Source organism: Ensifer sp. 4252 (assembly GCF_050434565.1).
Lineage (GTDB): Bacteria > Pseudomonadota > Alphaproteobacteria > Rhizobiales > Rhizobiaceae > Ensifer.
Genome location: NZ_JBNDIU010000004.1, coordinates 386,557 through 410,619, shown reverse-complemented (window position 1 = coordinate 410,619; position 24,063 = coordinate 386,557). Strand labels below are relative to the sequence as shown.

General features: G+C 63.5%; 23 protein-coding genes, 1 tRNA gene and 1 pseudogene. 11 read left to right on the top strand and 14 right to left on the bottom strand.

Annotated features, from left to right (window positions below; genetic code table 11):
- Positions 1–213: 213 nt before the first annotated feature.
- Both ABIE33_RS13035 and ABIE33_RS13030 read right to left on the bottom strand, forming a co-directional pair.
- Entirely contained in the window at positions 214–576 is a 363-nt protein-coding gene (locus tag ABIE33_RS13035; protein ID WP_429125482.1) for an SPW repeat protein, read from the bottom strand.
- A gap of 93 nt (positions 577–669) precedes the next feature.
- Positions 670–1,137, bottom strand: a complete 468-nt coding sequence (locus ABIE33_RS13030; protein ID WP_429125480.1) for a hypothetical protein — start codon at positions 1,135–1,137, stop codon at positions 670–672.
- Positions 1,138–1,175: 38 nt separating this feature from the next.
- On the opposite strand from ABIE33_RS13030, the gene ABIE33_RS13025 reads away from it, so the two are divergent.
- Positions 1,176–1,349 carry a hypothetical protein gene (locus ABIE33_RS13025; RefSeq protein ID WP_429125478.1) on the top strand — a complete coding sequence of 58 codons (174 nt, stop codon included), beginning with the start codon at positions 1,176–1,178 and terminating at the stop codon, positions 1,347–1,349.
- Positions 1,350–1,900: 551 nt separating this feature from the next.
- Here the strand turns inward: ABIE33_RS13025 and ABIE33_RS13020 are convergent.
- The 3 genes from ABIE33_RS13020 to ABIE33_RS13010 form a co-directional block, all read right to left on the bottom strand.
- The gene (locus ABIE33_RS13020) at positions 1,901–2,221 is read right to left on the bottom strand and encodes a hypothetical protein (RefSeq protein WP_429125476.1); all 321 of its coding nucleotides are present in this window, start codon (positions 2,219–2,221) and stop codon (positions 1,901–1,903) included.
- Between the two features lie 254 nt (positions 2,222–2,475).
- A tRNA-Lys gene (locus ABIE33_RS13015) sits at positions 2,476–2,551 on the bottom strand.
- 342 nt (positions 2,552–2,893) lie between these two features.
- Positions 2,894–3,811 (bottom strand): PhzF family phenazine biosynthesis protein, encoded by a 918-nt coding sequence (locus ABIE33_RS13010; protein WP_429125474.1) that lies wholly within the window; start codon positions 3,809–3,811, stop codon positions 2,894–2,896.
- 372 nt (positions 3,812–4,183) lie between these two features.
- Here ABIE33_RS13010 and ABIE33_RS13005 point away from each other — a divergent pair.
- The 4 genes and pseudogenes from ABIE33_RS13005 to ABIE33_RS12990 form a co-directional block, all read left to right on the top strand.
- Positions 4,184–4,846: pseudogene (locus tag ABIE33_RS13005) on the top strand (DUF930 domain-containing protein); the annotation flags it as partial.
- A 395-nt stretch (positions 4,847–5,241) separates the two neighbouring features.
- Positions 5,242–5,862: a TetR/AcrR family transcriptional regulator gene (locus ABIE33_RS13000; RefSeq protein WP_429125472.1), complete on the top strand. Its 621-nt coding sequence runs from the start codon at positions 5,242–5,244 to the stop codon at positions 5,860–5,862.
- An 11-nt stretch (positions 5,863–5,873) separates the two neighbouring features.
- Positions 5,874–6,410 (top strand): GFA family protein, encoded by a 537-nt coding sequence (locus tag ABIE33_RS12995; protein ID WP_429125470.1) that lies wholly within the window; start codon positions 5,874–5,876, stop codon positions 6,408–6,410.
- Positions 6,411–6,740: 330 nt separating this feature from the next.
- A complete protein-coding gene (locus tag ABIE33_RS12990) occupies positions 6,741–7,271 on the top strand; it encodes a GNAT family N-acetyltransferase (RefSeq protein WP_429125468.1) in 531 nt (176 codons plus the stop codon).
- 226 nt (positions 7,272–7,497) lie between these two features.
- On the opposite strand, the gene ABIE33_RS12985 is transcribed toward ABIE33_RS12990, so the two are convergent.
- Together ABIE33_RS12985 and ABIE33_RS12980 are read right to left on the bottom strand one after the other, a co-directional pair.
- Positions 7,498–8,232, bottom strand: coding sequence for an NUDIX hydrolase (locus tag ABIE33_RS12985; protein WP_429125466.1), 735 nt, complete (start codon positions 8,230–8,232; stop codon positions 7,498–7,500).
- A 2-nt stretch (positions 8,233–8,234) separates the two neighbouring features.
- Positions 8,235–9,341, bottom strand: a complete 1,107-nt coding sequence (locus tag ABIE33_RS12980) for an endonuclease/exonuclease/phosphatase family protein (protein WP_429125464.1) — start codon at positions 9,339–9,341, stop codon at positions 8,235–8,237.
- 280 nt (positions 9,342–9,621) lie between these two features.
- Here ABIE33_RS12980 and ABIE33_RS12975 point away from each other — a divergent pair, with 280 nt between their 5' ends.
- Entirely contained in the window at positions 9,622–10,623 is a 1,002-nt protein-coding gene (locus ABIE33_RS12975) for a SphA family protein (protein WP_429125463.1), read from the top strand.
- 176 nt (positions 10,624–10,799) lie between these two features.
- On the opposite strand, the gene greA is transcribed toward ABIE33_RS12975, so the two are convergent.
- The gene (gene greA, locus ABIE33_RS12970; protein ID WP_429125461.1) at positions 10,800–11,282 is read right to left on the bottom strand and encodes a transcription elongation factor GreA; all 483 of its coding nucleotides are present in this window, start codon (positions 11,280–11,282) and stop codon (positions 10,800–10,802) included.
- 556 nt (positions 11,283–11,838) lie between these two features.
- Here greA and ABIE33_RS12965 point away from each other — a divergent pair.
- The gene (locus ABIE33_RS12965; protein WP_429125459.1) at positions 11,839–12,261 is read left to right on the top strand and encodes an ester cyclase; all 423 of its coding nucleotides are present in this window, start codon (positions 11,839–11,841) and stop codon (positions 12,259–12,261) included.
- 9 nt (positions 12,262–12,270) lie between these two features.
- On the top strand, positions 12,271–12,960 hold the full coding sequence (locus ABIE33_RS12960) for a helix-turn-helix transcriptional regulator (protein ID WP_429125457.1): 690 nt from the start codon (positions 12,271–12,273) through the stop codon (positions 12,958–12,960).
- Positions 12,961–13,063: 103 nt separating this feature from the next.
- On the opposite strand, the gene ABIE33_RS12955 is transcribed toward ABIE33_RS12960, so the two are convergent.
- A complete protein-coding gene (locus ABIE33_RS12955; RefSeq protein ID WP_429125455.1) occupies positions 13,064–13,966 on the bottom strand; it encodes a LysR family transcriptional regulator in 903 nt (300 codons plus the stop codon).
- 138 nt (positions 13,967–14,104) lie between these two features.
- Between ABIE33_RS12955 and ABIE33_RS12950 the strand changes: the two genes are divergently transcribed.
- Both ABIE33_RS12950 and ABIE33_RS12945 read left to right on the top strand, forming a co-directional pair.
- Positions 14,105–14,878 carry an SDR family oxidoreductase gene (locus tag ABIE33_RS12950; protein WP_429125453.1) on the top strand — a complete coding sequence of 258 codons (774 nt, stop codon included), beginning with the start codon at positions 14,105–14,107 and terminating at the stop codon, positions 14,876–14,878.
- A 283-nt stretch (positions 14,879–15,161) separates the two neighbouring features.
- Positions 15,162–17,453 carry a mechanosensitive ion channel family protein gene (locus tag ABIE33_RS12945; RefSeq protein WP_429125451.1) on the top strand — a complete coding sequence of 764 codons (2,292 nt, stop codon included), beginning with the start codon at positions 15,162–15,164 and terminating at the stop codon, positions 17,451–17,453.
- A gap of 21 nt (positions 17,454–17,474) precedes the next feature.
- Here ABIE33_RS12945 and ABIE33_RS12940 read toward each other — a convergent pair whose 3' ends face one another.
- The 3 genes from ABIE33_RS12940 to ABIE33_RS12930 form a co-directional block, all read right to left on the bottom strand.
- Entirely contained in the window at positions 17,475–18,275 is an 801-nt protein-coding gene (locus ABIE33_RS12940; RefSeq protein WP_429125449.1) for a nucleotidyltransferase domain-containing protein, read from the bottom strand.
- A gap of 120 nt (positions 18,276–18,395) precedes the next feature.
- A complete protein-coding gene (ftsZ, locus tag ABIE33_RS12935) occupies positions 18,396–19,436 on the bottom strand; it encodes a cell division protein FtsZ (protein ID WP_429125447.1) in 1,041 nt (346 codons plus the stop codon).
- 638 nt (positions 19,437–20,074) lie between these two features.
- Complete coding sequence (locus ABIE33_RS12930; protein WP_429125445.1) at positions 20,075–20,683, bottom strand: glutathione S-transferase family protein; 609 nt, start codon at positions 20,681–20,683, stop codon at positions 20,075–20,077.
- Between the two features lie 216 nt (positions 20,684–20,899).
- Between ABIE33_RS12930 and ABIE33_RS12925 the strand changes: the two genes are divergently transcribed.
- Entirely contained in the window at positions 20,900–21,196 is a 297-nt protein-coding gene (locus ABIE33_RS12925) for a hypothetical protein (protein ID WP_429125443.1), read from the top strand.
- 73 nt (positions 21,197–21,269) lie between these two features.
- Here ABIE33_RS12925 and ABIE33_RS12920 read toward each other — a convergent pair whose 3' ends face one another.
- On the bottom strand, positions 21,270–22,295 hold the full coding sequence (locus ABIE33_RS12920; RefSeq protein WP_429125441.1) for an ABC transporter ATP-binding protein: 1,026 nt from the start codon (positions 22,293–22,295) through the stop codon (positions 21,270–21,272).
- On the bottom strand, positions 22,283–24,058 hold the full coding sequence (locus ABIE33_RS12915) for an ABC transporter permease (protein ID WP_429125439.1): 1,776 nt from the start codon (positions 24,056–24,058) through the stop codon (positions 22,283–22,285). Before ABIE33_RS12915 ends, ABIE33_RS12920 begins: the two co-directional genes overlap by 13 nt.
- Positions 24,059–24,063: the final 5 nt, after the last annotated feature.

The following is a 24,063-nucleotide window of genomic DNA, read 5'->3' as shown; positions in this document are numbered from 1 at the left end:
CAAAGTCCCTCCTGCCCGCTACAGCGTCCTTGGCGCGTCTGCCGCACGGCGCTGTAGCGCCGACCAAATACCGAGCCATGAGAACACAACGAACAGTTTCACTGAAAGCAAGTGCCATCAGTCTCTTGAGCCTTCCATCAAACCCGTCATTCGTCCATGATGGACCCTTCGGCTTGCGCCCCTGGGGCCATCATGGATTACCAGACGATGCTCTTACGCATGCGCATGCGGATCGTGGCGATGCGCCCAGACCGCCCAGGCCGACACGGCGGCCACGAGCAGCCCGAGGACGGCATGCGTCCACGTCACGCTCATATTGGCCGCATAGCCGAGCACCCAGGGCGACACGACCAGCCATGCGCCAAGTGCCAGATTGGCCCACTCCTCCCACTCTGCGAAGACCGAGAGAGTAGCGTAGGCCAGCACAGCAAGCGCAAGCCCGACCATCCAGGCATTCCAAGCCGGAACGGTTTCCATGCTATACCCGATCACCCAGGGAGAAAGGAAAAGGCACACTGCCAGCGCAAGATTGCACCAGTCCTGCCCTCTTTTGCCTTCCATGAAATTGTACGCCATTTGACAACCTCCACGAATGAAGTTTCACAAGGCGTCACTGCCAGCGCGCAGTTGCACGCCCTGGATTCGAGATGGTTGTTGCAAGCAGAAACTTCAAGTGGCTGTTCGCAAAGGACGTTCTGCGCGCTGCCGCAGGAACGCGGCATCGGCGGGTGATCCGGCCAGAGCGATGGCTGTCGCATAGGCCTTGGCCGCTTCGTCGGCTTGCCCCAACCGCGACAAGAACTCCGCCCGCGCCGCGTGATAGGGCTGGTAGTCCCGAAGCTCGGCCGCGAGCGCGTCGAGCGAGCGCATTGCCGGTTCCAGCCACCCGACCTCGCACAGCGCCACCGCGCGGTTGAGCCGGACGACTGGCGTTGGCTCGAGTCGCAGAAGGCTGTCATAGAGCAGTACGATCTGCGCCCAGTCGGACGTTTCGCCCTGAACGTGGCAGGCGGCAATGGCCGCCTTGATCTGATACGGCCCCGGCGCGCGCCGCCGCATGGCGGTATCGATCAGCTCGAGACCTTCGTCGATCTGCCCCCGGTTCCATTTCGTCCGGTCCTGCTCGGCGAGCGGCACGGTGACGCCATGCCATCGATGCGCGCGAGGCAGCGCGCATGGATGATCAGCACAAGCGCCAGACAGCCCTCGATCTCGGGATCTCCAGGGCGAAGCCGGTTTCCCGCGTCTCGGCAAAGGGGCCGTCCATCGTCTCCACCTTGCCGCCGCGCGTGCGCACCGACGTTGCTGTTTCGACGCCCTGCGGGCCCTCGCCAGAGACCAGCACCTGATCTGCCTTCATCCGTTCGTTGAGCCGCCGAAATATTTTTGGAGGACTGACAGGAAAGGCTCTGACGCAACTGCCAAGCGCACCCCTGTCGACCGGTCGCTTGCTGCTGCATGCTGGCACGTCCTGGAAGTGAAGATGCACTGGATTGCTTCTGTCGAACGGGAAGCGCACCGACAAATGGTTTGGTTGAAAATACCTTGGAGCAGTGTCGATTCAGAAGAAAAAATACTTCTACAATCAAACTCTTAAGCAGATTCTACGGACGCATCGACAGATGCATCGACGCGGATCCGCCTGCCGCGCCAGCAAGGCCTACGGCCTGCAGCAGACCGCATCTGGCGAAGCATCATGCGAAATAGGCGAGCGTCGGCAGCCGTAGCCTGCGCAAGCGTCAAACTCAGATGCGTCAACTCGGTCACGATTGCTTGGCCTTGGCAATCGGCCGCGCTCCAACAAAAAAGCCCCGCCAGCCGGAAACGGCTGATGGGGCCAGACAGACCGCTTGGTTCCTGGCGCAGAGATTTGCGGCAGCCGGTAGAGACAGCCCCTCGGCTACTTGACGGTCACGCCCATTGCGGGTGAGCCCTCGTTCGACCAGCACGAACAGGGCTCTCCGGCCGGACCTGCGCCATAGCCGCACTGCTGCTTCGGGGTCTTGCACTGTCTCGGGCTGCGCGCATCAGCCAGTGCCTTCGCCTCGGCCGCAGCCGCGGCCTTGCCCTTCCTGCCGGTCGCAGGCTTCGCCTTGGCCTTTTCGGTCAGTTGGGCCTTTTCCACGCCAGCGCGGGAATCCCCGGACGGGCCGGTTTCGCTGCAGGACGAAACAAGCAAGAGGGCAGCAACAGCAAGGGCAGTTCCGGCGAAGATCTTCATGAAATATCCGGTAATCCGACAATCGCGAATTTTCAAGATGGGTGGCGCACGGATTTACCTCCCGAGCGGCGGATATCCCAGCGCTTTGAAAAAGCATCAACAATCATGCAGACGCCGAATCAATCATTGGCGAGCATGATCCTGCGGACCACGACGTCGTCGAAGCCATGGTGTGCGGAGAGAAAAGAAATAACTGTAGAAAACGACTTCAATCTTGATGCGAGGTTGGTAGAATTCTCGCTAAGTAGTTGATTTGGTGGGTGATCACGGGCTCGAACCGTGGACCCGCTGATTAAGAGTCAGCTGCTCTACCAACTGAGCTAATCACCCATCCGGACCGCTTCGGTGTTTGTCGCTGCGGTCTGGAGGGGCGTATAAAGGCGTTCTTTCGGCTTGTCTAGCGCCCTTTGTAAAATTCTTCGGAAAAAATTTCAGAGGCGCCGAAAACAGGCTTTTTCCACAGGGATCCGTCGCCCCTCTCACCAGATGCGTTCGCGGCGCGCATCTTAAGTCCCTGAAACAACACGTCGTCGCTTCCGATGCGCGGCCTCGGATTCTGCACCTGCGGCGAATGCATGCCGCTCGAAGGCGTGCCGCGGCCTGGGAATAACGGCCTGAGCTAGAGCCAACACCCAAGGCACGCCGTATGAATCTGCTTCGATGCGGCGTGCCTTAAAGCAGCAGCTCGCCGGTGGCGATCTTCATCGCATGGCCTCCGATGCGCGCCGTGTTGATCTGGCCGCCCGATACGTCGAGATGCAGGTGGATGAAGGACGGCCGGCCCATCTCGACCCCCTGCTCGATCAGAAAGGGGTGATGGCCGTCGACCAGCTGGTCGAAGTGGTGGATGGCGCCGGAAAGTGCGGCCGCCGCCGAACCCGTCGCCGGGTCCTCATGAAGGCCCATCTCGGGCGCGAACATGCGGGTGTGGAACCGCGCCGTGTGGTTGATGCCGCCGCGACAATAGAGATAGGCAGATGCCAGGCGTCCTTCGGCAAGCGGCGCCAGCTGCTCCCAGCGCTGCGGGTCAAACTCGACGGTAGCGGCCGCAGACACATCGTGCAGCGGCACCATGACGAAGGGAACGCCCGCACTCCAGAAGGACGGCGCATGGTTCTCGAAGCCGATCTGCGAGGTCTTCAGGCTCAGTGCGTCGGCAAGCGCTTGTCTGTCGAAGCGGGCGTCGAGCCGGGTGGATTTGCGCGGCAGGTCGAATTCGGCAAAGCTCGCCTCGCCCGGCTTGATGCGCACGGCGCAGCGCACCGGCCCCACCTTCTCCTCCAGCACCTGGACGAGATCGGCGCCCTCCCTAGCCATGCCGTGGGCTGCTTCGGCGATCGCCACCGCAGCGCCGACTGTCGGATGCCCGGCAAAGGGAAGCTCGCGCCCCGGCGTGAAGATGCGCAGCCGCGCCGTATGCGCCGCCCCGCCCGGCCGACGGATGAACACCGTCTCCGAAAGGTTGAACTCCTGCGCGATCGTCTGCATCGCCTGATCGTCGAGTGCATCCGCCCCGAAGACGACGGCTAGCGGATTGCCCTCCAGCCGGTTCTGCGTGAAGACATCGTAGATCGCGTAGCTGAGCGGCATTTATTCCCCCTTGCGAATATAGTCCCGCCACGAACTTGCAATGTCATCGCCCGGGCGGCAAGCGTAAAAACGCCAACACGCACCGCGCCCGCCGTTATCGCGACACCCCCTCGGCACCGGGCCGAAGACCAGCCGAAGACGGTGCCGCCATGGGCTTCAAGTCACGCGTCAGCGGCATAAGTGTGCGGTCACGTTCCTTGCCGGTGCCGGGAAAGTGATCGCCGCTGTCGCCAAGGCTCGACCGCGCGGCGGATTTGGTGTTGATCTAATGCATGGCGCCCGAACGTGTGCTGCGGTTTGCGGTCACGACATGCACAAGTGAGAAGCCAGGCACAACGCAGGAAACCGATCTTGAACGACGTGATCTAGCGCATGCGGCAAGCGGTGCGACGGGCCGATGACAGAACGATCTGGTGGGCGCTCGCGCTCGCGCTGGTGCTGCATGCCTTCGCCTTCACTGCACTTTCGCGCCTGCCGCCGAAACAGATGCCTCCGCCGGACGCCGTAGACAGCATCGAGGTCGAAATCCTGCCAGACGCGCCGGAAAAGCCGCAACAGGCGTTGCCCGTCGCGGAAGCGAGCCAGCCTGCGCGCGCTCAGCAGCGCGAGGATTTAACGGTCCCGGCCGAGACGACGAAGGAGCAACCCGCTGTAACTAGGCCCACGCCGCAGGCACCGCGCATGGTGCACGCCGAAAAACTCTATTCCGCCAGCATCCTCGCCTCGCCGCGCAGCCGACAGGCGCGAAAAGGTCTGGCGCAGCTGGCACCCGAAGAGCGCATGGTGCAGCTCTGCAATCTGGAAGCAATGGAGCAGGTCCACCGCTGGAAGGCCGATTTCGATCCGGATTTCCTCGTCGCCTGTGCCCTTTCGGGCATAAAACTCTCCGGCGAGACGCTGAGGGCCAATGGCGGCGCGTTCCGTAGCAAGCAGCAATGGTGGCGCATCACCTATTCCTGCTCGCTCTCGCCGGATCGACAGACGGTTGTCGGCTTCGATTTTAGGGTTGGTGACGCGATCCCGCGCGACCAGTGGCAGGACCCGGGCTTCCCATCGCCGACACTGCCGCGGACTGACGGTCGCGAACGTGCAACGTCCCGGCGTATCATCGGCCCTTCGCCAGCCACTCCGGCCCTGCGCCAAACCGTTATGGCGCCGCGCGCCAAACCGTCATGGCGCGATACGCCAAACTGGGGCGCGCGGGGATACTGCGTTGCGTTAAATATAGTGCGTAATTCCTTGAATCGATTCAGCCATTTACCCAACAGGATCCTCGCCTCGAGAGGCGAGCCGCGCGTCACGTCCGATTCCGGCCGTCGCCAATTCAATGATACGAAAGCTCACAGCCGTCGAGATCGCTCCTATAGCCAGTTGAGCACCCTCAAAAACCGCTCCATTGACACATACCGACCGTATGGTATGTTGACTAAATGTCCAGACCGACTAAACAATCACCCGAACGCGGCAACGCACGGATCCGGCTTCTCGATGCGGCGCGCGACATCATCCGCGCAAAAGGCTTTGCGGCCACCAGCGTCGACGACCTCTGCCGTGCGGCCGACGTCACCAAGGGCGCGTTCTTCCACCATTTCGCCAGCAAGGACGCGCTTGGCGTAGCGGCGGCCGATTACTGGGCGGAAACGACGACAGAATTTTTCGCGGCGGCGCCCTATCACGCGCCGCCCGACCCGCTGGCCCGTGTTCTTGCCTATGTCGCCTTCCGCAAGGCGATCATCCTGGGCGAGATTGCCGAGTTCACCTGTCTGGTCGGCACGCTGGCGCAGGAGGTCTATGCCAGCGCGCCTGACATTCGCGATGCCTGCGCCCGAAGCATCTTCGGCCACACGACCACGCTCGAGGCCGATATCGAGGCCGCGCGCCGCGACCGCGGCATCACCGGTGACTGGACGGCCGAAAGCCTGGCGCGGCACACGCAGGCCGTCATCCAGGGCGGATTCGTGCTCGCCAAGGCCGGTAACGACCCCGAGCTTGCACGCGAAAGCCTGGACCATCTCGGCCGGTATATCCGGCACCTGTTTCACGTCACTTAGGAGGATGCGAAATGAGCGATACCACCCATATCGGATGCGCCTGCGGACAGACACGGCTGAAGGTGCAGGGAGCACCGATCCTCGTGTCCGAATGCCTGTGCGACAGCTGCCGGGCGGCGGCCGCCCGCCTCGCCGCCCTGCCCGGCGCCCGCAACATCCTGACATCCTATGAAGCCACCCCTACCGCAGAATACCGCAAGGACCGGATCACGATCGTCTCCGGCGAAGAGAACCTGAGCGAATTCCGGCTGTCGGAGGGTGCCGGCTCGCGCCGCGTCGTCGCCACTTGCTGCAACACGCCGGTGTTCCTGGAAATGAAGGGCGCGCACTGGCTCAGCCTCTACCTGCATCTCTGGCCCGCCGAGACGCGGCCGAAGGCAGAATTGCGCACCATGGTCGGCGACCTGCGCGATGCTTCAAAACTGCCAAAGGACATCCCGAACCTGAAAAGCCACACCGTGGCCTTCTACGCCAAGCTTCTCTGGGCATGGATCGCCATGGGCTTCCGCAATCCGAAGATCGCAATCGCGCGAAAAATCGAGGCCTGACGGCCGATCGTGGGTGCGCCGGCACATTGCTGCCGGCCATCCATCCCGTCGCCGCCAACATATCCGCTCATCCCCTGATGCCCCGCTCATGCCGGGTGAGCCACACGCGATGTGCGGCGCATGCGTCAGTGCCAAGGCGCTCTTCGTGGCGCCCTCGATCGAGATTGGTCCATTGACGCATTTCGCGATCGTCACGACCCGTGGGGCGCAGTAACGCGGCTAGCGGCCTGTATTCCTTTGCGGAATTCCGCAGCGGATATCCCCGGCGTCCAACGGCAGAAGCCATCACCCGTGATTGTGCCCATTGCGTTCGCCTGTATGGTGCCGGTCATGGACAAAGCCACCACATTCCCAACTTCGCTCCCCGGCTACGAAATTGAAGCACTGACCGCAAACGACGCTCCACGGCTGGTCCCGCTGTATCAAAGCTGCGCGGACTATATCGTGCTGGAACGCGGTCACCCGCCGGACATCGCCATTGCGCTTGAGGAATTCGAGAGCTTTCCGCCGGGCCGAACCGAGGCAGACAAGTTCATATTCGGATTGAAATCCGCCACCGATGAATTTGCCGGCCTGCTCGCCTGCGATCGCCATTACCCCCAAGAGGGCATCTGGTGGATCGCGTTGCTCATGATCGCCCCAGCCCTCCGCAGAAGCGGAATGGCACGATCGCTTTGCGACGATTTCTTCAAGTGGCTGAAGACGCAACAGGCCGAGCGCATACAACTCGCCGTCTTCGCAGGCAATGAGCAGGCTCTTCGTTTCTGGAAAGGGCAAGGCTTCGAGCTCATCCGGACATCAGGGCCGGTCAGCATCGGCACGAAACAGCATATGATGCAGGTTTTAGGCCGCTCATTGTGAGCAGACCAATCCTGTGATGTGCCACCTCTAGCTTATCGCCCGTCGAAGGATAGTCGACAGCTGACTGGGGCGACTTGGGGCGTTTGCTGTTGCCTGGAACCAATGCGCGTATGGACGGTTGCCCCTGCCGCGCTCGCGCGTCAGATATGCGCACGAAACGCTCAAGAACGCTGCATTCGGTCGCTGCAATGCGCGGCGGCCACGCCCACCACTCATTCCCGGCCAGTCACCGTTTTCCGTCAAACAGCCAGGTGAGGATCGGCGGAATGAACGGCGGATAGTTGTGCGCCCCCGGGTCCGGCCCCCAGATGGCGATCGCCTCGTCGATCTCGGGCTCGGGATCGCCGGCGATATGCGCCGCCACACTTGCAATCAGCGCTTCGGCCGTTTCCGCCACCCGGTAGAGCCGGAACACCGTCACCGCCCGCCCCATGTGCAACACGTGGTAGCCGGGCTCTGCGGTCGCGGCATCGAGGTCGATGCCGGTTTCCTCCAGCGCCTCGCGGCGGATATTGCCTGGAATGTCGCAGCGCCCGTCGATCACGTCATCCGGCTCCAGCGAGCCCGAGGGGCTGTAGACGCGGGCCGGATTGGCCGTGTGCGCCCCCATGCGCACCAGGATCAAGGCGCCGTCGGAAGAGACGATCACCGGCATGGCGAACAGGTGAAAGGCCGCATCCGTGCGGGTCTTTCGCCACCACAAAAAGGTCGAATAGGGCACCACATGCCCCTCGCCGACCACGCGGCCGTCTTCGATCCGGAGCGCCCGCAGCAAGACCATCTGCCCGTCGAAGAGATGCGGGTTGGCGGCGATCTCCGCCCGCCAGTTTTCCTGCGCGGCATCCACCTGATCCAGATGAAAGGGGTGCGGCCCCGCCTTCACCCGGATATCGACGCCCGAGATCGGCAGGATCGCGCCTTCCTCGGGCCAGTGGACAAGGTTGCTTTCGAGCGCGTCCATCGTCACACGTCCAGCGTCATCGCCACGGGGCAATGGTCCGATGCCTTCGGCCGGTCCCAGCCGGTGCGCGGATAGCGCTCCACCTCCTGCCCCGGCGGAAAGATCGTGCGGAAGGGCTGGCCGCCGCGGATGATTTCCGGCACTTGGGCTGCATTGCGCCGGGCAAGTGCGGGCGACAGCCAGATATAGTCGAGCTGGCAGAGGTGCCGCTCCTGCGGCCCGCGGCTGTGAAACAGCGTCCAGCGGTCGAGCACCGGCCGGCGCAGCATCGGGTTTTCGACAAAACCGTCTGACGTCAGCGCATCGAGCGCGCTTTCCTTCTCTTCGCGCGGCACGAACTCGTAGCCGTTGCGCCGGTCGCCGAGAATGTCGACCTTCTCCTGATAATCGTTCATGTCGCCGCAGATCGCGAACATCTTGTCGGCCGTGTGCCCGCGGCCAAAGCGGCTTTCGATGATGTGACGCACCGCCTTGGCCTCCGCCACGCGCACCGGCATCGTCGCCTGGCGCCCGTCGAGCCCGTCGCGCGCCGGCCCCATGGATTTGAAGTGCACGACGTAGAGCGTCAGCGGCCGTCCGCCGATGCGCAAGTCCAGCTCCAGGCAATCGCGCTTGAAGATCCGGTCGTTCGGCCGGTTGGAGGAAGCGAGCGCATCGTTGAAGATGTCGAGATCCGCATAGGTCAGCCCCGCGTGGCTTTTCACCTCGAGGCACTCGATCGGCTGGCCGTCGCGCGTTTCCTCGCGCATCAGCACCGCCACGTCGATGCCGCGCGAATCATTGCCCTCGATCAGGTATTTCTGGCGATAGCCGTTGCCGACCATGCGGAAGAGGTAGTTGTATTCGAAGGCCTGCAGCGACGCCATGTTGTCGGCCTCCTGCAGACACAGGATATCCGCATCGCAATCGGCAATCGCCAAGGCCGACATCTGCCGCGTATCGTCCGTATGCGCGATCGTGCGCGCCTCCTCCAGGCGCTGATACTCCGCTTCCGTCTTGACATCGAAGAGCCTCAGCACCCGATCCTGCTTGAGCTGATTGCGAAAGCCGGAAAAATCGAAGCGGCTCATCAGATTTTCAATATTGAAGGTGGCAAGTCGAAGGGACATCAAGCAATTCCATGACTGAATTGCCGCGGAGATTAGGCATTGAAGCGCAAATGTCGAGGGTGATTTCCGGAGAGGCGCGAGCGGGCTCTTGCCAGAGCCTGCGTCCATGCCTTGGTTTGCATCTGCCGGTTCCAGAGCAAGTGCTGGCTGCCGGGCCGGCAAGAGAAATACTTGCTCTTCGTCAGCCAAAGCCTCGATATCGCTCACACAACATCGGTTCTCCTCTTCCATCCCCTCATGTATGCTTGTCGCGATAAGAATCGCTCGGGGGAACGTCTGAATGCAATACTGGCGAGGGACGAAATCGGGTTGCGGATACACTGCTCGTTTGGGGTGCGCTGCGGTCCTTCTGGCTGCGGTCGCTGCGTTGCCGGTGCGCGCCGACGAAGGAGGGCTGAGTTTCTGGCTTCCCGGCCTGCAAGGCAGCTTCGCGGCGGTGCCGACGCAACCGGGTTGGTCGTTTGCCTCCCTTTATCTTCATCTCTCGGCAGATGCCGGTGCAGACGCAAGGTTTCCGCGCGGTGGCCAGGTTGATGTGGGTGTCGATGGCCGCGGCAACCTCTTCGCGTTCGGCCCGACATATACCTTCGAAGAGCCGCTGTTGGGTGGACAGGCCGCCTTCAGCCTGCTCGCGATCGCAGGCCGCAACTCCGCCTCGGTCGACGCGACGCTGACCGGTCCCGGCGGAGGGACGATTTCAGGAAACCGTAGCGAGGCCATCACCGGATTTGGCGATCTTTTCCCGCAGTTCTCCCTCAAGTGGAACGACGGCGTCAACAACTACATGACCTATGTCACCGGCAACATCCCGATCGGGTCCTACGACCCCGACCGGATTGCGAACCTGGGTCTCGGCCATGCGGCCGTCGATGGCGGCGTCGGCTACACCTATCTCGATCCCGGCACCGGCCGCGAGTTTTCGATCGTCGGCGGCCTGACCTACAATTTCGAGAATCCGGATACCAACTACAAGAACGGCATCGACGGACACGTCGATTGGGCCGCCTCGCAGTTTCTCAACGAACATGTTCATGTTGGTGTCGTTGGCTATGCATTCCAGCAGCTCACGGGAGACAGTGGCGCAGGCGCGACGCTGGGAGACTTCAAGTCCCGCGTCTTTGGCATCGGCCCGCAGGTCGGCTACAAGTTCCAGGCCAGCGACACCGCCGACGGATACGTCAATCTCAAAGGTTATTACGAGTTCGGCGCCAAGAACCGCGCCGAAGGCTGGAACCTGTGGTTGACGCTAGCGTTCTCGCCTGCGGCCAAACGCCCGGAGTAACGATCAGACGCTCTTGCAGAATCCCGACACCGTCTACCTCATGCCGTTCTTGATGAAGAATGGCCCGATGGCGCTGGAAATTCCGCCTGCCTATCGGGTCTTTCGAACGGGCGATGCCATGCCACCTCTGACGATGTGCAAGGCTGTCGTGCAGACAGGCCGACGCGCCGGCCGGCCTACGAAATTGCCGTAATCTCCAGCTCCTGCCCACCCACTTCGGCCACGTCCCCGACGCCCTTGCCCATCAGAATCCGGGCCACCGGCGAAACGTAGGAGATCGACCCGGCCTTCGGATCGGCTTCATCCTCTCCCACGATGCGGTAGGTCTGCACCCGCCCGTCGTCACGGCTGAAGGTAACGGTGCTGCCGAAGGCGACGATGTCGGTCGAGGTTGGGGCAGCGATGAGCTGGGCGGTACTCAGGCGTTCGGCAAAGTATCGCAAGTCGCGCAAGGGGCCTGCCGCCTGCCGCCTGCGTTCGTTCACGTCCTCGATCGTGCTGGTCGCATCATAGGCCTCGCGCGCCTCGCGCAATTGAAGCTCCAGCGCCTTCAGGCCCGCTTCGGTGACAAGGTTGGGATGCGGCGAAACCGGGCGGTCGGGCAGCAGGGTTTCCGCAGCGGTTTCGGCACTTTCTTCCTTGGTGAAGGCAACGCTCACGATCGAACTCCGTTTGGACGCGGTCGGCTCTTACAATGCATCCCGGCGAAAGCCCACCGTCACTCAGGCCTATGCTGGGGATGCCACTGAGCAAACCCCAATATTGCCCCATCCCTGGGCGACGGTCACCCCACTTTATCCGATGTCATGCGGCAGCCGGGGGCAAATGGAACAGACCGGCGTCCGAATCGTCGCGTGCCGGCGCTTGATCTCATCCCGGTCTCTGCCTGGACCATGGCGGTCCAGCTCCGCTGAACTCTGCTGGTGTCCGAGGAAATCCGCGCCGCACCCCGCACCCGGCGGCGACATCAGCGACGCCAGCCAATTCGCGACAACCCGGCAGCACACGAGAGATGCTGCCGGCGCAGATAGAGCAGCGCCGCGAGCGTGGCTCCACGCGGTACCCAAAAGCTCCCGCATGGTCTTCCGTGGATCGTTCGAGCCTCTGACATTCTCCTGACAGAACGCTGTCAGGAGCCGCGTTGTAGTGTCATCGCCGACGTGAGGGGACTGCGCCCCGAGCGTCGCAAGAGCAATCAATCCGGAAAGAGTAGAGATGACAGATAATGCCGAGCTAACCGCCCTGTTCGATTGTTGGGAAAAAGTGTGGCACGAGGGACAATTCGATCTGGTGCCGGACTGCGTGTGCGAACACTATATCCGCCACGACGAAGGACGCTCCCGCACCGTGGGCCGCGATGCCTATGCGACCGAGATCGCCGGGATAAAGCTTGAGAGACCCGATATCCACGTCGCGGTCTATGATCACGCATTTCAGGGCAACAGCGCCTGGTTTCGCTTCGCCTTCAAGTGGACCGATGTCGCAACGGGCGAGCCCCGCAGTCGCGCAGGCATTCAATCCTATCGGGTCGAAGGCGGCAAACTCGCCGAGACGTGGCTTTCGATGCAGCCGATCGGCTCGACATGGCCCGATGCGGTCGCGCAGGAGCGCTGGACGAGCCGCGTGCCGGTCGCGTAAACCGCCTGCATGCGCCGCGCTGACCGTCTTTTCGAGATCATCCAGATATTACGCCGAAAGAAGGCGACGAGAGCGGCCGACCTTGCTGCCCTTCTGGAGGTGTCCGAACGGACGGTCTACCGCGATATCGCCGACATGGTTTCGCGTGGCGTCCCGATCGAGGGAGAAGCCGGCGTCGGGTACATCCTGCGCCCCGGCTTCGATCTGCCGCCGCTCATGTTCAATGAGAACGAGATCGAGGCGCTGCTTCTCGGAACACGCATCGTTCAGTCCTGGGCGGATCCGGAACTGGCAGAGGCAGCCGCCAGCGCCCTGCACAAGATCGGCGAGGTGATGCCCGACGCCTTGGGTCGGCAACTCGACCTGGTCAATCTCTGGACGCCTGTAGAGCCTGCACGCCAACCGATCAGCATCGACCAGGCTGCGCTGCGACGAGCCATCCGGGAAAAACGGAAAGCGCATTTCACCTATCACGATCTCGAAGGCAGGATGAGCGAACGGTGGGTTCGCCCGCTGATCATGGCCTTTTACGGCCAGGTGTGGCTGCTGGCGGCATGGTGCGAGACGCGCGACGGCTTCCGCGTCTTCCGTATCGACCGGATGTCGGACTTCCGCGCACTGGAAGAGCCCTTCACCGCAGAGCCGGGGCGAACCGCCGAAGATTTCTTGAAGCAGGATGGTAAGCCAAGTCGCAGATGATGCGCGCCTCTTCGGGGTATCAGCCGCGCCCGACGAGACTGCCGCTGGTCGACCTCGCGGCCTCCTCCTGAAACAGCCTCAGGTTCCGCCGCCCTGCAGCCAATCAGGCGGCAAGCAACGGCCGCATCAGCCCCTCCATCCAGTCGGCGAAGACCTGGAAGCGGCGGGAGAGGTGCTGGCGGTGCGGGTAAAGCAGCGCCATGGGCATCGGCGCTGCGCGGTGGGAGGGCATGACCTCGACGAGGTCTCCGGCCTCCAGATGCGCCTTCACGTCATAGGCAGGGATCTGGATGAGGCCGAGCCCCGCCAGGCAGCAGGCGATGCTGCCCTCGGCGCTGTTGACGGTGACGCGCCCTGCCATTGCCAGCGTCCGCGTCCCGCCGCCCTCGATCCACTCCCACTCCTCCACCCGGCCGGTTGAGGGCGACGCGTAGTTGACGGCGAGATGCCGGGTGAGATCCTCGGGGCCTTGCGGCGCGCCGTATCGGGCAAGATAGCCGGGGCTTGCGACATTGACGAGCTTGAGGTTGCCGAGCGGCCGCGCGATCAGGGCGGAATCGCTGCGCGGCCCGACCCGCAGCGCACAATCGACGCTCTCCTCGATCAGATCCACCGCCCGGTCGGTCATGCCCAGATCGACGTCGATGCCGGGATATCGCTCAAGGAAGGTGCTGAGCGCCGGGGCGACGGTCAGCCGTCCGATCCGGCTCGGCAGGTCGACGCGCAGCCGGCCGGTCGGCCCGTCGTCTCCCTGGCGAAACAGGTTTTCCGTCTCGTCGACATCGGCGATCAGCCGCATGCAGCGCTCATAGAAGGCCGCACCATCCTGGGTCGGCGCGACCTTGCGGGTGGTTCGGTGCAAAAGCCGCGTGCCGACGCGGGCCTCCAACGCCTGCACCGCCGCCGAGACCGACGAGCGCGGCATATCCAGCGTGTCGGCGGCGCGGGTGAAGCTGGCGCAATCGACGACGCGGGTGAAAATGCGAAAAAGCTCGATCCGGTCCATGAACAGCCGCTCATTGTTCGAAATTCCTGACAGGTTATGTCACGGACGGCGGCTTTATAACAGGGATGCCGACGATATGCTTCGTGTCGAAAGACGGCCGCAGCGGGCGGCCCTTCAATAACCGAAAGGGTTCTGGCCATGACCGATCACAGCATCAGGGGTAAATCCGTTCTCATCGCCGGCGGCGGGAAAAATCTCGGCGGATTGCTCGCGCGCGATTTCGCCCAACAGGGCGCGCGCGCCGTCGCGATCCATTACAACAGCGCCGCAACCAGGGCATCCGCCGAAGAGACCGCGGCCGCCATCAAGACGGCCGGCGCCAGCGCCTTCGCCTTCCAGGCCGACCTGACCGGCGCCGGCGCGATGGAGAAGCTTTTTGCCGATGCCAAGGCCGCGCTCGGCGGCATCGATATCGCCGTCAACACCGTCGGCAAGGTGCTGAAGAAGCCGCTCGTCGACATCACCGAGGCGGAATATGACGAGATGACCGCGGTCAATTCCAAGTCCGCCTTCTTCTTCCTGAAGGAAGCCGGCAAAAATGTCAGCGACAACGGCAAGGTCTGCACGCTGGTCACCTCGCTGCTCGGCGCCTTCACGCCGTTTTACGCCGCCTATGCCGGCACCAAGGCGCCGGTCGAGCACTTCACCCGCGCCGCCGCCAAGGAATTCGGCGAGCGCGGCATCTCGGTGACGGCGATCGGCCCGGGACCGATGGACACGCCCTTCTTCTATCCCGCCGAAGGCGCCGATGCGGTCGCCTATCACAAGACCGCCTCGGCACTGTCGAAATTCTCCACCACCGGCCTTACCGATATCGAGGACATCGTGCCCTTCATCCGCTTCCTCGTGTCCGACGGCTGGTGGATGACCGGCCAGACCATCCTCGTCAACGGCGGCTACACCACGAAATAAGCGCCCTTCGGGCGTGTTTCCCCCTCATCCGCCTGCCGGCGCCTTCTCTCCGCTCGTGGGAAGAGGTGTCCTGCTCTGCGTCGCGTCTCCAACGCATGAAGGGGCGGAACTGCTGCAACCGGTTCGCCCCCCAATACCAAAATACAATTGGAATTTTAGCGCATCGTGTAAGGTTACGAGAAACAGGCGCCGCACGCCTTGAGGCAATTCCGGGGAAGCACGCAGCGGCCCTCGCGTCCGGAATTGTCGTCATGTCCGTTTGCATTCCCAGGGGTAGATTTTCATGGCGCATGTTCCGTTTTTCCGCCGTCGCCTGCTGGCGAGCCTCGCGCTTCTCTTCGCCCTTGGCTCCGCCTTGCCCGCGCCGGCGCAGACACCGCCACCACCGATCACCGTCATTCTCACGCCTGGCCAAAGCGCCGCCGAGATCGAGGAAACGCTGCGCGCCGCCGCAAAGGCCGGCGGGCCGGTCACCGTCGAATGGCGCGACGCGGCAAATCAGGGCGCGGCATCCGGCGGAGCGGCAACACCTCGCAACGGAACCAACGCGACAGCGGCGGCCACTGAGGAGAACACGGCGGCGACCATGAGGTCACCAGCCGCGCCGGCTGCAGACCCGGAGGATGCCTTCGAAAGCCTTTCGTCCCAGTTTCTCAATGGCTTGCAGATGGGTCTTGCCGGGATATCCGGGATCGCCGGCGTGATGGATGACGTTGCGGCAAGCGTCCGCGCGGAGGGTTGGTCGGTCGTCTCCGTTGCAAGCATAGCGCTGCTGGCCATAACCGCAGGACTTGCCGCCACCTACGCCAGCCGTTTCCTCATCCACCGGCTGTTCGGCGCCTCCTTCGAAGTCGTAGATCTCCTTCACCGCATGCGCGTCTCGCTGGTCCGGCTCGGTTTCGACATCGCCTATCTCATCATCTTCGCCGCCGTCGCCCACATGGCTACCCATCTGTTCCTGACACGCGGCACGGCGTCGGCAGAGCTTGCCCACGCGCTCGTGACCATCGTCATCGTTTCCGCGGTCTACGCCGTCGGCGCCCGCTTTCTCTTCGCCCCCACGCGCCCCGAGATCCGACTGCTCGATATCGCGCATCCGCGCTTCCATGCGACCATGCTCACCGCCTATGGCGCAATGGCCGCCTCCGTCGGCACCAGCGTCCGCTTTGCCCACCAGCGCGGGCTGGAGGCCGGCGCCACCGAAGGCTGGTTCCTGATCGGTGTCACGGCGCTGACGCTCGTCAAGCTCTATTGGTTCATTGGCGGTCAGGGCGATATCCGCGCGCTCTTTGCCGGCGAAAACCCCGGGCCCGTGCGCCGCGCCATCGCCTTCGGCGTACCGGAGTTCTACGCGCTCAGCGCCATCGTTCTCTGGCTCATGAGCGCCATCGTCGCCGGCAGCCCCAACAGTGCCGCCTGGAGCTTTGCCGGCGGCACGACGCAGATTATCCTGCTCGCTCTGCCGATCCTCGCCTTCGGCATCCACTCGCTGGCGGGTGCAGCCGCCGATCGCCGGCGCACGCCCGCCTCCTCGCCGCTGCACCTGGCCATCACCGGCAGCCTACAGACCGCCCTTGCCGGCGCCGTGTGGTTGATCGGACTGCACATCATTGTCGTGCTCTGGCGGCCGATCATGACCCAGGGCGACACCACGGCTGCCGTCGGCTGGATCGTCATCCTCGAGCGCATCAGCCTCGCGGTCGTCGCCAGTTGGGTGATCTGCAGCTTCCTCTGGCGCAGTTTTGAGGCCTTCGCACCCACCGCCCGCGTCTCCTTGCCCGGAGAGACGGAGGAAGAGGCGCAGATCCATCAGGCAAGCCGGCTCTCGACCATTCTGCCGCTCATACGCAATCTCGTCTTCGGCGGCATTTTCGCCGTCACCAGCCTCGTCGTGCTTTCGGCGCTCGGCATCAATATCGCGCCGCTCATCGCCGGCTTCGGCGTGCTTGGCCTTGCGCTCTCCTTCGGCTCGCAGACGCTGGTGAAGGACGTGGTATCCGGCATCTTCTTCATCGCCGATGACGCATTTCGCGTCGGCGAGTATGTCGACACCGGCAAGCTCAAGGGCACCGTGGAGCGCATCTCCTTGCGCTCGCTGCGCCTGCGCCACCAGAACGGCCAGATCCACACCATCCCCTATGGCCAGCTGCAGGCCGTCACCAACTACAGCCGCGACTGGAGCACGGTGAAGTTCGAGCTGAAATTCGAGCGCGACGACGATCCCGAAAAAATCCGCAAGACCATCAAGAAAGTCGGCCTTGCCATGCTGGAAGACGAGGAATTCGGGCAGGAGTTCCTGGTGCCATTGAAGATGCAGGGCATCCAGGACGTCACCGAAAACTCGCTGGTGGTGCGGCTGAAATTCACCGCCCGCCCGGGCAATCCGAGCATCCTGCAGCGCGAGGCGATGAAACGGCTGCTGCCGGCGCTGCGCGAGGCCGGCCTCAGCCTCGCCTCCAACGCCGTCACCGTGCGCTCCGGTCCCGGTGGATTGAGTGACGCCGATGTGGCAGCAGCCAATGCGAGGCTCGCCAAGAAGCCGGTCGATCCCGAGGCAGCTGCAGCCGAGACATAAGGCAGGTCGCGCAAAAGAACGTCAGCCAGAAAGTCCGCCCTGCCGCCGCGCCGTCTGCGGCGCATCGCGACGATCGCCGGCAAACAGCGGCCCGCCCTGTCGCCCGAGCTCATCCTGGGCGAGCGTCACCAGCGCATCTGGCTGCCCTTCGCCGGCCAGCCGGAAGACGTCGTCGAAACGCTGCGCCAGTGCGGGGTCAAGGCTCTGCAGAAGCCGGGGCAGCCATTTGCCCTTGCCGGACCAGTGGCCGCGCCCGAGAAGCGCCAGGTCGCACAGCGGCTGGTGAAGTGCCGCAGCGATCGCCCGCATCTCCGTCTTCGGCCGCTCGTCCTTGAGGTCATCAAGCAGATCGGTGATCTGGTAACGCAACATGTCGCGCCGCTCGGCGGCCAATGCACCCGGCCCGCGCGAAAGCATCGCTTTTGCCTCGACCTGCAGCGCCACGCCACGATCGATATCCCGGCCGACAACAATCCCACCTGCCACCATGTCGAGAAGCACGGGATAGCCGCCAGCGATGTCCTGATCGACAAACCAGTTCAGTGTCTCGAAATCGTGGACGAATACCTCCAGCGGAAAGCCGCCGCCCATGAAGCTTTCGCGCCAGGCGCCAGGGAGACTCTCGTGCAGCACCACCAGATCGATATCGGAGGATGGCGTGCCCTCGCCGCGCAGGATCGAGCCGGCGGCGATGGCAAAGAGCGCATCAACGTAGCGCTCGCGGAGGATCGTTTCGGCCGCACGAACCGCCCGCACCCGCTGCTGGACCTTCGCGTCGTCTCCGGCAAAACCCGCCTGCCCATCTCGTTCCGCTTTCGTCATGCCCATCTCATCCACCAAACAAAAAATCCCCCCGGCGGCTGTCATCGCACGGGAGGATTTTGAACGAAAGGCAGAACGCGCCGGCGCGGCCTTGACCTGGCAGAGCGCGATGTCGAGCCGTTACTGCAGTGTGCGCGTCGGCGCCTGGCCGGGCTGGCCGGCGGTTGCAGCCGCCCCTGCCGGGTCTGCCGCGTTGCGCTGGCCGTCGAGGCCGGTTGCCACCACCGACACACGGAAGGTGCCGTCGAGCGTGCGGTCGAAGATCGAGCCGACTACGATGTCGGCCTCGTCGTAAACTTCTTCGCGAATGCGGGTTGCCGCCTCGTCGACTTCAAACAGCGTCATATCCATGCCGCCGGAGATCGAGATCAGCACGCCCTTGGCGCCGCGCATCGACACTTCGTCGAGCAGCGGGTTGGCGATCGCCGCTTCCGCAGCCATCAGTGCGCGGCCCTCGCCGGTCGCTTCGCCGGTGCCCATCATCGCCCGGCCCATGCCCTTCATCACCGACTTCACGTCGGCGAAGTCGAGGTTGATCAGGCCTTCCTTGACGATCAGGTCGGTGATGCAGCCGACGCCCGAATAGAGCACGCGGTCGGCGATCACGAAGGCATCGGCAAAGGTGGTCTTGGCGTCAGCGATGCGGAAGAGGTTCTGGTTGGGGATGACGATGACCGTGTCGGCCGCTTCACGCAGACGCTCGACACCCTCTTCTGCCATCTGCATGCGGCGCTTGCCTTCGAAGCTGAATGGCTTGGTAACGACGCCGACCGTCAGGATGCCGGCCTTGCGGGCAGCTGCCGCGATCACCGGTGCAGCACCCGTGCCGGTGCCGCCGCCCATGCCGGCGGTGACGAAACACATATGCGTGCCGCCGAGGTGATCCATGATCTCGTCGATCGATTCTTCTGCCGCCGCGCGCCCGACTTCCGGCAGCGAGCCGGCGCCCAGTCCCTCGGTCACCTGCGCGCCCAGCTGGATCAGACGCGATGCCTTCGACATCGCCAGCGCCTGCGCGTCCGTGTTGGCCACGATGAAATCGACGCCCTGAAGCCCTTCGGCGATCATGTTATTGATGGCGTTGCCGCCACCGCCGCCGACACCGATGACGGTGATCTTGGGGCGCATTTCGGTGATCGTGGGCTTCTTGAAATCGTTCATGGCTTTGTCTCCTAGGGCGAACGCCGCCAAAACAACGGATCGGGGCGAATCGGGCAGCTGTTATTTTAGGAATTGAAAAAAGCCACGGAGAAGGCAAGCGAAAAGGCTAAAGCCACTTTCCACACATGATTTGTCGTTTGCCGTCGAGGCGGATTTTCAGCCTGTCGACCAGATCGCGACGACGGACTAATTAAGTCATTTTATCAAAGACTTGCTTCAGCTCTACCGCAGCAACCACCATTTGACCCAGATCGAGCTGGCAGCACTCTCTTCTGGCTCCAACAGCCCGAAACGGCGCGGCGCATCTCTTCCCGCTCCATGTCAATTGGGCAAACCGGGTCATCGCAGCATCCAAATGGTGCAAACGCGAACCCCAAAATTGTGGTGAGGTTTTGCCCCTCACCCCAACCCTCTCCCCGCCTGCGGGGAGAGGGAGAACCGAGATTGCGGCCGCCTCCAGTTCTTCCGCACGCGTCCAGCCTCCTGACGAATGTGTCTGGGAAGGCGCTCCAACGTCCCTTCTCCCCGCCTGCGGGGAGAAGGTCGCGGCAGCGGGATGAGGGGCGGATCGCATGGGTCGCGACAAGCAATCGCTGTCCGTGCGGAGGCAGCTCCACATAGTCGCGCCAATCTCCTGCCTAAGCCTCGAAACTCGGCCGCGCCCGCACCCTTTCCAGCCAGCGCTGAACATTGGCGAGATCCCCGGGCACCTCCATGCCGAAGATGTCGCCGAGCCAGGCGCAGACGCCGGCGGTGATATCGGCAATGGAGAATTCCTCGCCGGCAAGGAACGGCCGGCCATCGGCGAGTTCCCGGTCGAGCCAGGCCCATTTCTTCGGCACTGCCTGCCGCTCGGTCTCGGCGAAGGCCGGAAACTGCGTGAGCCTCTCCCTGAAGAAGGCATCGGAATGCAGCGCGACATTGCCGATCGTGCCAAAGATCACCAGCTCGGCGCGCCTGTTCCACATCTCCACTTTGGCCCGGCTGACGGCGTCGCTGCCGAAAAGCTGCGGCTCGCGCTGCGTCTCCTCGAGATAACGGCAGATGGCGACGCTCTCGGTGATGATGGTGCCGTCATCGAGTTCCAGCACCGGGATCTGGCCAAGCGAGTTGAGCGCCAGGAATGCCGGCGCCCTGTGCTCCGCCTTGGCAAAATCGACATCAACCATCGGCAGCCCGATCCCCTTCTCCGCCATGAAGATGCGCACCCGGTACGAATTCGGCCCCATGCCCTGATAGAGTTTCATCGCTTCCTCCCATCGGATTGCGCGGCACCATCGCCGCTCTCTCCCATGCGGACAATATGCCATACCAGTTGTTTTTAGCAACCGGTTTTATTTAACTTTATAGTTTACTTCGAGATTGCGCGACGAGCGCGCGCCCTAAGCGACCGGGCGCAATGACAAGCCACCTTGCAGACCGTCCAGGCCCGTGTTCTGTTTGCGACGAACAGGAGCCACCTCATGCAGATCAGAGCCCTCGCCCTTTCCGCCATCGCGCTTTTCTGCGCCGGCGCATCCCATGCCGCGCTTGCACCGAACTACCAGCGGGCCACCGAGCTGACCGCGATCATCAGCGCAGTCGCAGCGGCAGTCCCGAAATATCCGATCGACAAGATCATCATCCAGGGGCGTGACCGCTACGCGGTGGTCGCCGGCAAGTGCACCGTCATCGCCCGCATCGTCGACCTGCCGACAAAGCCCGGGCTGGTCGGCCCGAAGCAGTTCAAGGTGGAGCTCGACAGGCCGCGTTGCGGTTGACGGTTTTGTGTGTCTAAAGACCCATGGCCGATAGCGAGAACCTTTGGCCGCGGTGGGCACTTGTCCTATGCCCTCAAAGCCGCCAGCCACTCACCATCGCGAAGGCCGCCTTCTGCCCGACGGGAATGGCCGTATCGCCGTAGGCCTTCAGCGCCTGACCGTCCGGCAGCGCCAGCGTCAGCGCGAAACGTTCGCCCTCGTAGACGCAAGTCTTGACCTCGAGCGCGATGCCGTCGGCGTCCTGGCGCACATGCTCGGGCCGCACCAGAACGTCGCGGCGAAGGCCATCACCCGCAGAGCCGATTGCCTGGCGAAGTTGCGGCCAGGCGAGCGCCCGCGGCGTATGCTCGGCCACGGGCAGACGCAGGATCGAGCCGCGGCCGATCAGCCCGCCGACGACCGCGCCCTCCGGCCGGGCATAGATTTCCGCCGGCGGCGCCAGCTGCACCAGCCGGCCTTCCGACATCACGGCGACATCGGTCGCCAGCGCCATCGCTTCCGACTGGTCATGCGTCACATAGACCATCGTCGCGCCCGAGCGTTCGTGGAAGATGCGAAACGTCTCCTCCATCGATTTGCGCAGATGCTGGTCGAGATTGGCGAGTGGCTCGTCGAGCAACACAACATCGGGCGATGTTACCAGGCAGCGCGCCAGCGCCACCCGCTGCCGCTGCCCGCCGGAAAGGGCCGCGGGCCGGCGCTCGGCATAATCGGTGAGTTTTACCAGCGCCAGCGCCTCGCCCACGCGACTGCGCCAGGTCTCGCCGGAAATGCCCCGCACCTTCAGGGGATAGCCGACATTTTCCGCCACCGTCATATGCGGCCAGAGCGCATAGGACTGGAACACCATCGCCATGTTGCGCTTTTCCGGCGGCAGCGCCCGCGAGGCATCCGACAGCCGGCGCTCGCCATAATCGATCGACCCGTCGGTCGGCTGCTCGAAGCCGGCGATCATGCGCAGCACCGTCGTCTTGCCGCAGCCCGACGGGCCGAGCAGCGCCAGAAACCCGCCTTCACGCACAGTCAACGACACGTCGGATACCGCTGGACGGCCGCCGCCGAAATCCTTGGTCAGGTGATTGAGGATCAGTTGCGCCACGGTAGCACGCCTTCCGGAAGATAGTTTGCAAGGGTTTCCAGCGCCGCCATCAGCACCATGACCATGATGACGACGAGCATCGACAGCGCCGAGGCCAGATCGGAAGAGCCGCTGTCGTCGAGGTTGAAGATCGCCACCCCGAGCGTCTGCGTGCCGGCCGACCAGAGCAGCGCCGAGACTGTCAGCTCGTTGGCGGCGATCAGGAAGACGAGGATGATCGAGGCTCCCGCCGCCGGCGCCACCAGCGGCAGGATGACGTCGCGCATGCGCCGGAAAAAGCCGGCGCCCGACAGCCGCGCCGCCTCCTCCAGCGATGGATCCATCTGCAAAAAGGCGCTCATGACCGGCTTCAGGCTGACGGCGAGGAACGACGAGAAATAGGCGATCAGGATGATCCAGATGGTGCCGTAGAGTGAGACGTTGAGGATCGGCAGCGGTGCCGCAAAGGTAAGGATGAAGGCGACAGCCAGCACGATGCCGGGCAGCGCATAGGGGATCTCGATCAGGATTCCGAGCGTGCTGGAAAGCGCACCCTTGCGCCGGTTCATGAGATAGGCGGCAGGCACGGCAACGACGAGCAGCCCGAGTGCCGCCGAACTTGCGAGGAACAGCGAATTGGTAAAGGCGCTGAGCGTCATCGTCTGGCGAAAGAGGATTTCTTCGTAGGCGCGCAGCGACACGGTCTGCCAGTTCAGCGGCACGCCATAGGCCGGCACGAGAGAACTCGCAATCAGCGCAGCAAGTGGTGCCACCAGCACAAGCAAAAGGATTGCCGCCAATCCCAGCTCGACCAACACCCGGAAACGCCCGAGCGAAAAGGCGGCACCCGCCCCGGAAAGGCCGATGATGCGGTAGTCTCGCCCGGAAAGCGCCCGCTGCTGCAGGATCAACCCGCCAGCGGCAATCGCGGCGATCAGGCTGGAGATGAGCGCGATCTCGCCAAAGGTGCCCGAGCCGAAGCTTGCAAGCCGCGTATAGATCAAGGTCGGCAGCACCGAGATCCCCGCGGGAATGCCGAGGATCGCCGGAATGCCGAAATTGCCGACGCCGGAGACGAAGGCGATTGCGGCGCCTGCGATCAGCCCGGGCGCGGCCAACGGCGCGATAATATCGAGGAAGAGGCGAAACGGCGAAGCGCCGGAAAGCCTTGCCGCCTCCACCCCGTCGCGCGGCGAGGCTGCCAGCCCCGCCTTCAGCGCCAGAAAGACCAGCGGCGCGTGCTGCACCCCGAGAAGCAGCGAGATACCAAACAGCGAATAAAGCGGCTGCGGGCTGCCGAGCGGCGGCGCAATGCCCAGCGTCTTCAACAGCGGGCTTGCCGGACCGGTCATTTCCACCCAGGCAAGGGCCGTCACCTGCGGCGGGATCATCATCGGCAGCATGAAGGCGAAACTTAAGGTGAGCTTGCCCCTGATATCGGTGAGCGCCACCGCAAAGGCAAAGAGCGCGCCGATCAAAAGCGAGATCAGCATGCCGCCGGTCGCCGTTATCAGCGTGTTGCGGATGGCTGCATAGGTCGCGGGCTCGGTCAAGACGCCGATGGAATTGCCGCTAACAAGCCCGGCAAAGCCGGCTTTTACCAGGCTGATGAGCGGCAGCGCGCAGAGGAGGAAAAGGCAGGCGAGCACAAAGGGCACCAGCCAGCGCGGCTCGCCGGCCGGCGAAGCGCCCGGTTTCACCCGACCTGCTGCGCGAGACACTCTCGCATTGGAAAAGCGCAGCCAGCCGTGCCGGCTGCGCATGGTTTCACCCTGTTCGGACATTCAGG

What these genes read in the sequence shown, in the direction of transcription:
- ABIE33_RS13035 (WP_429125482.1), bottom strand. Translation starts at nt 576, where the DNA reads ATGGCGTACAATTTCATGGAAGGCAAAAGAGGGCAGGACTGGTGCAAT.
- ABIE33_RS13025 (WP_429125478.1), top strand. Translation starts at nt 1,176, where the DNA reads ATGGATGATCAGCACAAGCGCCAGACAGCCCTCGATCTCGGGATCTCC.
- ABIE33_RS13020 (WP_429125476.1), bottom strand. Translation starts at nt 2,221, where the DNA reads ATGAAGATCTTCGCCGGAACTGCCCTTGCTGTTGCTGCCCTCTTGCTT.
- ABIE33_RS13010 (WP_429125474.1), bottom strand. Translation starts at nt 3,811, where the DNA reads ATGCCGCTCAGCTACGCGATCTACGATGTCTTCACGCAGAACCGGCTG.
- ABIE33_RS13000 (WP_429125472.1), top strand. Translation starts at nt 5,242, where the DNA reads ATGTCCAGACCGACTAAACAATCACCCGAACGCGGCAACGCACGGATC.
- ABIE33_RS12995 (WP_429125470.1), top strand. Translation starts at nt 5,874, where the DNA reads ATGAGCGATACCACCCATATCGGATGCGCCTGCGGACAGACACGGCTG.
- ABIE33_RS12990 (WP_429125468.1), top strand. Translation starts at nt 6,741, where the DNA reads ATGGACAAAGCCACCACATTCCCAACTTCGCTCCCCGGCTACGAAATT.
- ABIE33_RS12985 (WP_429125466.1), bottom strand. Translation starts at nt 8,232, where the DNA reads ATGGACGCGCTCGAAAGCAACCTTGTCCACTGGCCCGAGGAAGGCGCG.
- ABIE33_RS12980 (WP_429125464.1), bottom strand. Translation starts at nt 9,341, where the DNA reads ATGTCCCTTCGACTTGCCACCTTCAATATTGAAAATCTGATGAGCCGC.
- ABIE33_RS12975 (WP_429125463.1), top strand. Translation starts at nt 9,622, where the DNA reads ATGCAATACTGGCGAGGGACGAAATCGGGTTGCGGATACACTGCTCGT.
- ABIE33_RS12965 (WP_429125459.1), top strand. Translation starts at nt 11,839, where the DNA reads ATGACAGATAATGCCGAGCTAACCGCCCTGTTCGATTGTTGGGAAAAA.
- ABIE33_RS12960 (WP_429125457.1), top strand. Translation starts at nt 12,271, where the DNA reads ATGCGCCGCGCTGACCGTCTTTTCGAGATCATCCAGATATTACGCCGA.
- ABIE33_RS12955 (WP_429125455.1), bottom strand. Translation starts at nt 13,966, where the DNA reads ATGGACCGGATCGAGCTTTTTCGCATTTTCACCCGCGTCGTCGATTGC.
- ABIE33_RS12950 (WP_429125453.1), top strand. Translation starts at nt 14,105, where the DNA reads ATGACCGATCACAGCATCAGGGGTAAATCCGTTCTCATCGCCGGCGGC.
- ABIE33_RS12945 (WP_429125451.1), top strand. Translation starts at nt 15,162, where the DNA reads ATGGCGCATGTTCCGTTTTTCCGCCGTCGCCTGCTGGCGAGCCTCGCG.
- ABIE33_RS12940 (WP_429125449.1), bottom strand. Translation starts at nt 18,275, where the DNA reads ATGACGAAAGCGGAACGAGATGGGCAGGCGGGTTTTGCCGGAGACGAC.
- ftsZ (WP_429125447.1), bottom strand. Translation starts at nt 19,436, where the DNA reads ATGAACGATTTCAAGAAGCCCACGATCACCGAAATGCGCCCCAAGATC.
- ABIE33_RS12930 (WP_429125445.1), bottom strand. Translation starts at nt 20,683, where the DNA reads ATGAAACTCTATCAGGGCATGGGGCCGAATTCGTACCGGGTGCGCATC.
- ABIE33_RS12925 (WP_429125443.1), top strand. Translation starts at nt 20,900, where the DNA reads ATGCAGATCAGAGCCCTCGCCCTTTCCGCCATCGCGCTTTTCTGCGCC.
- ABIE33_RS12915 (WP_429125439.1), bottom strand. Translation starts at nt 24,058, where the DNA reads ATGTCCGAACAGGGTGAAACCATGCGCAGCCGGCACGGCTGGCTGCGC.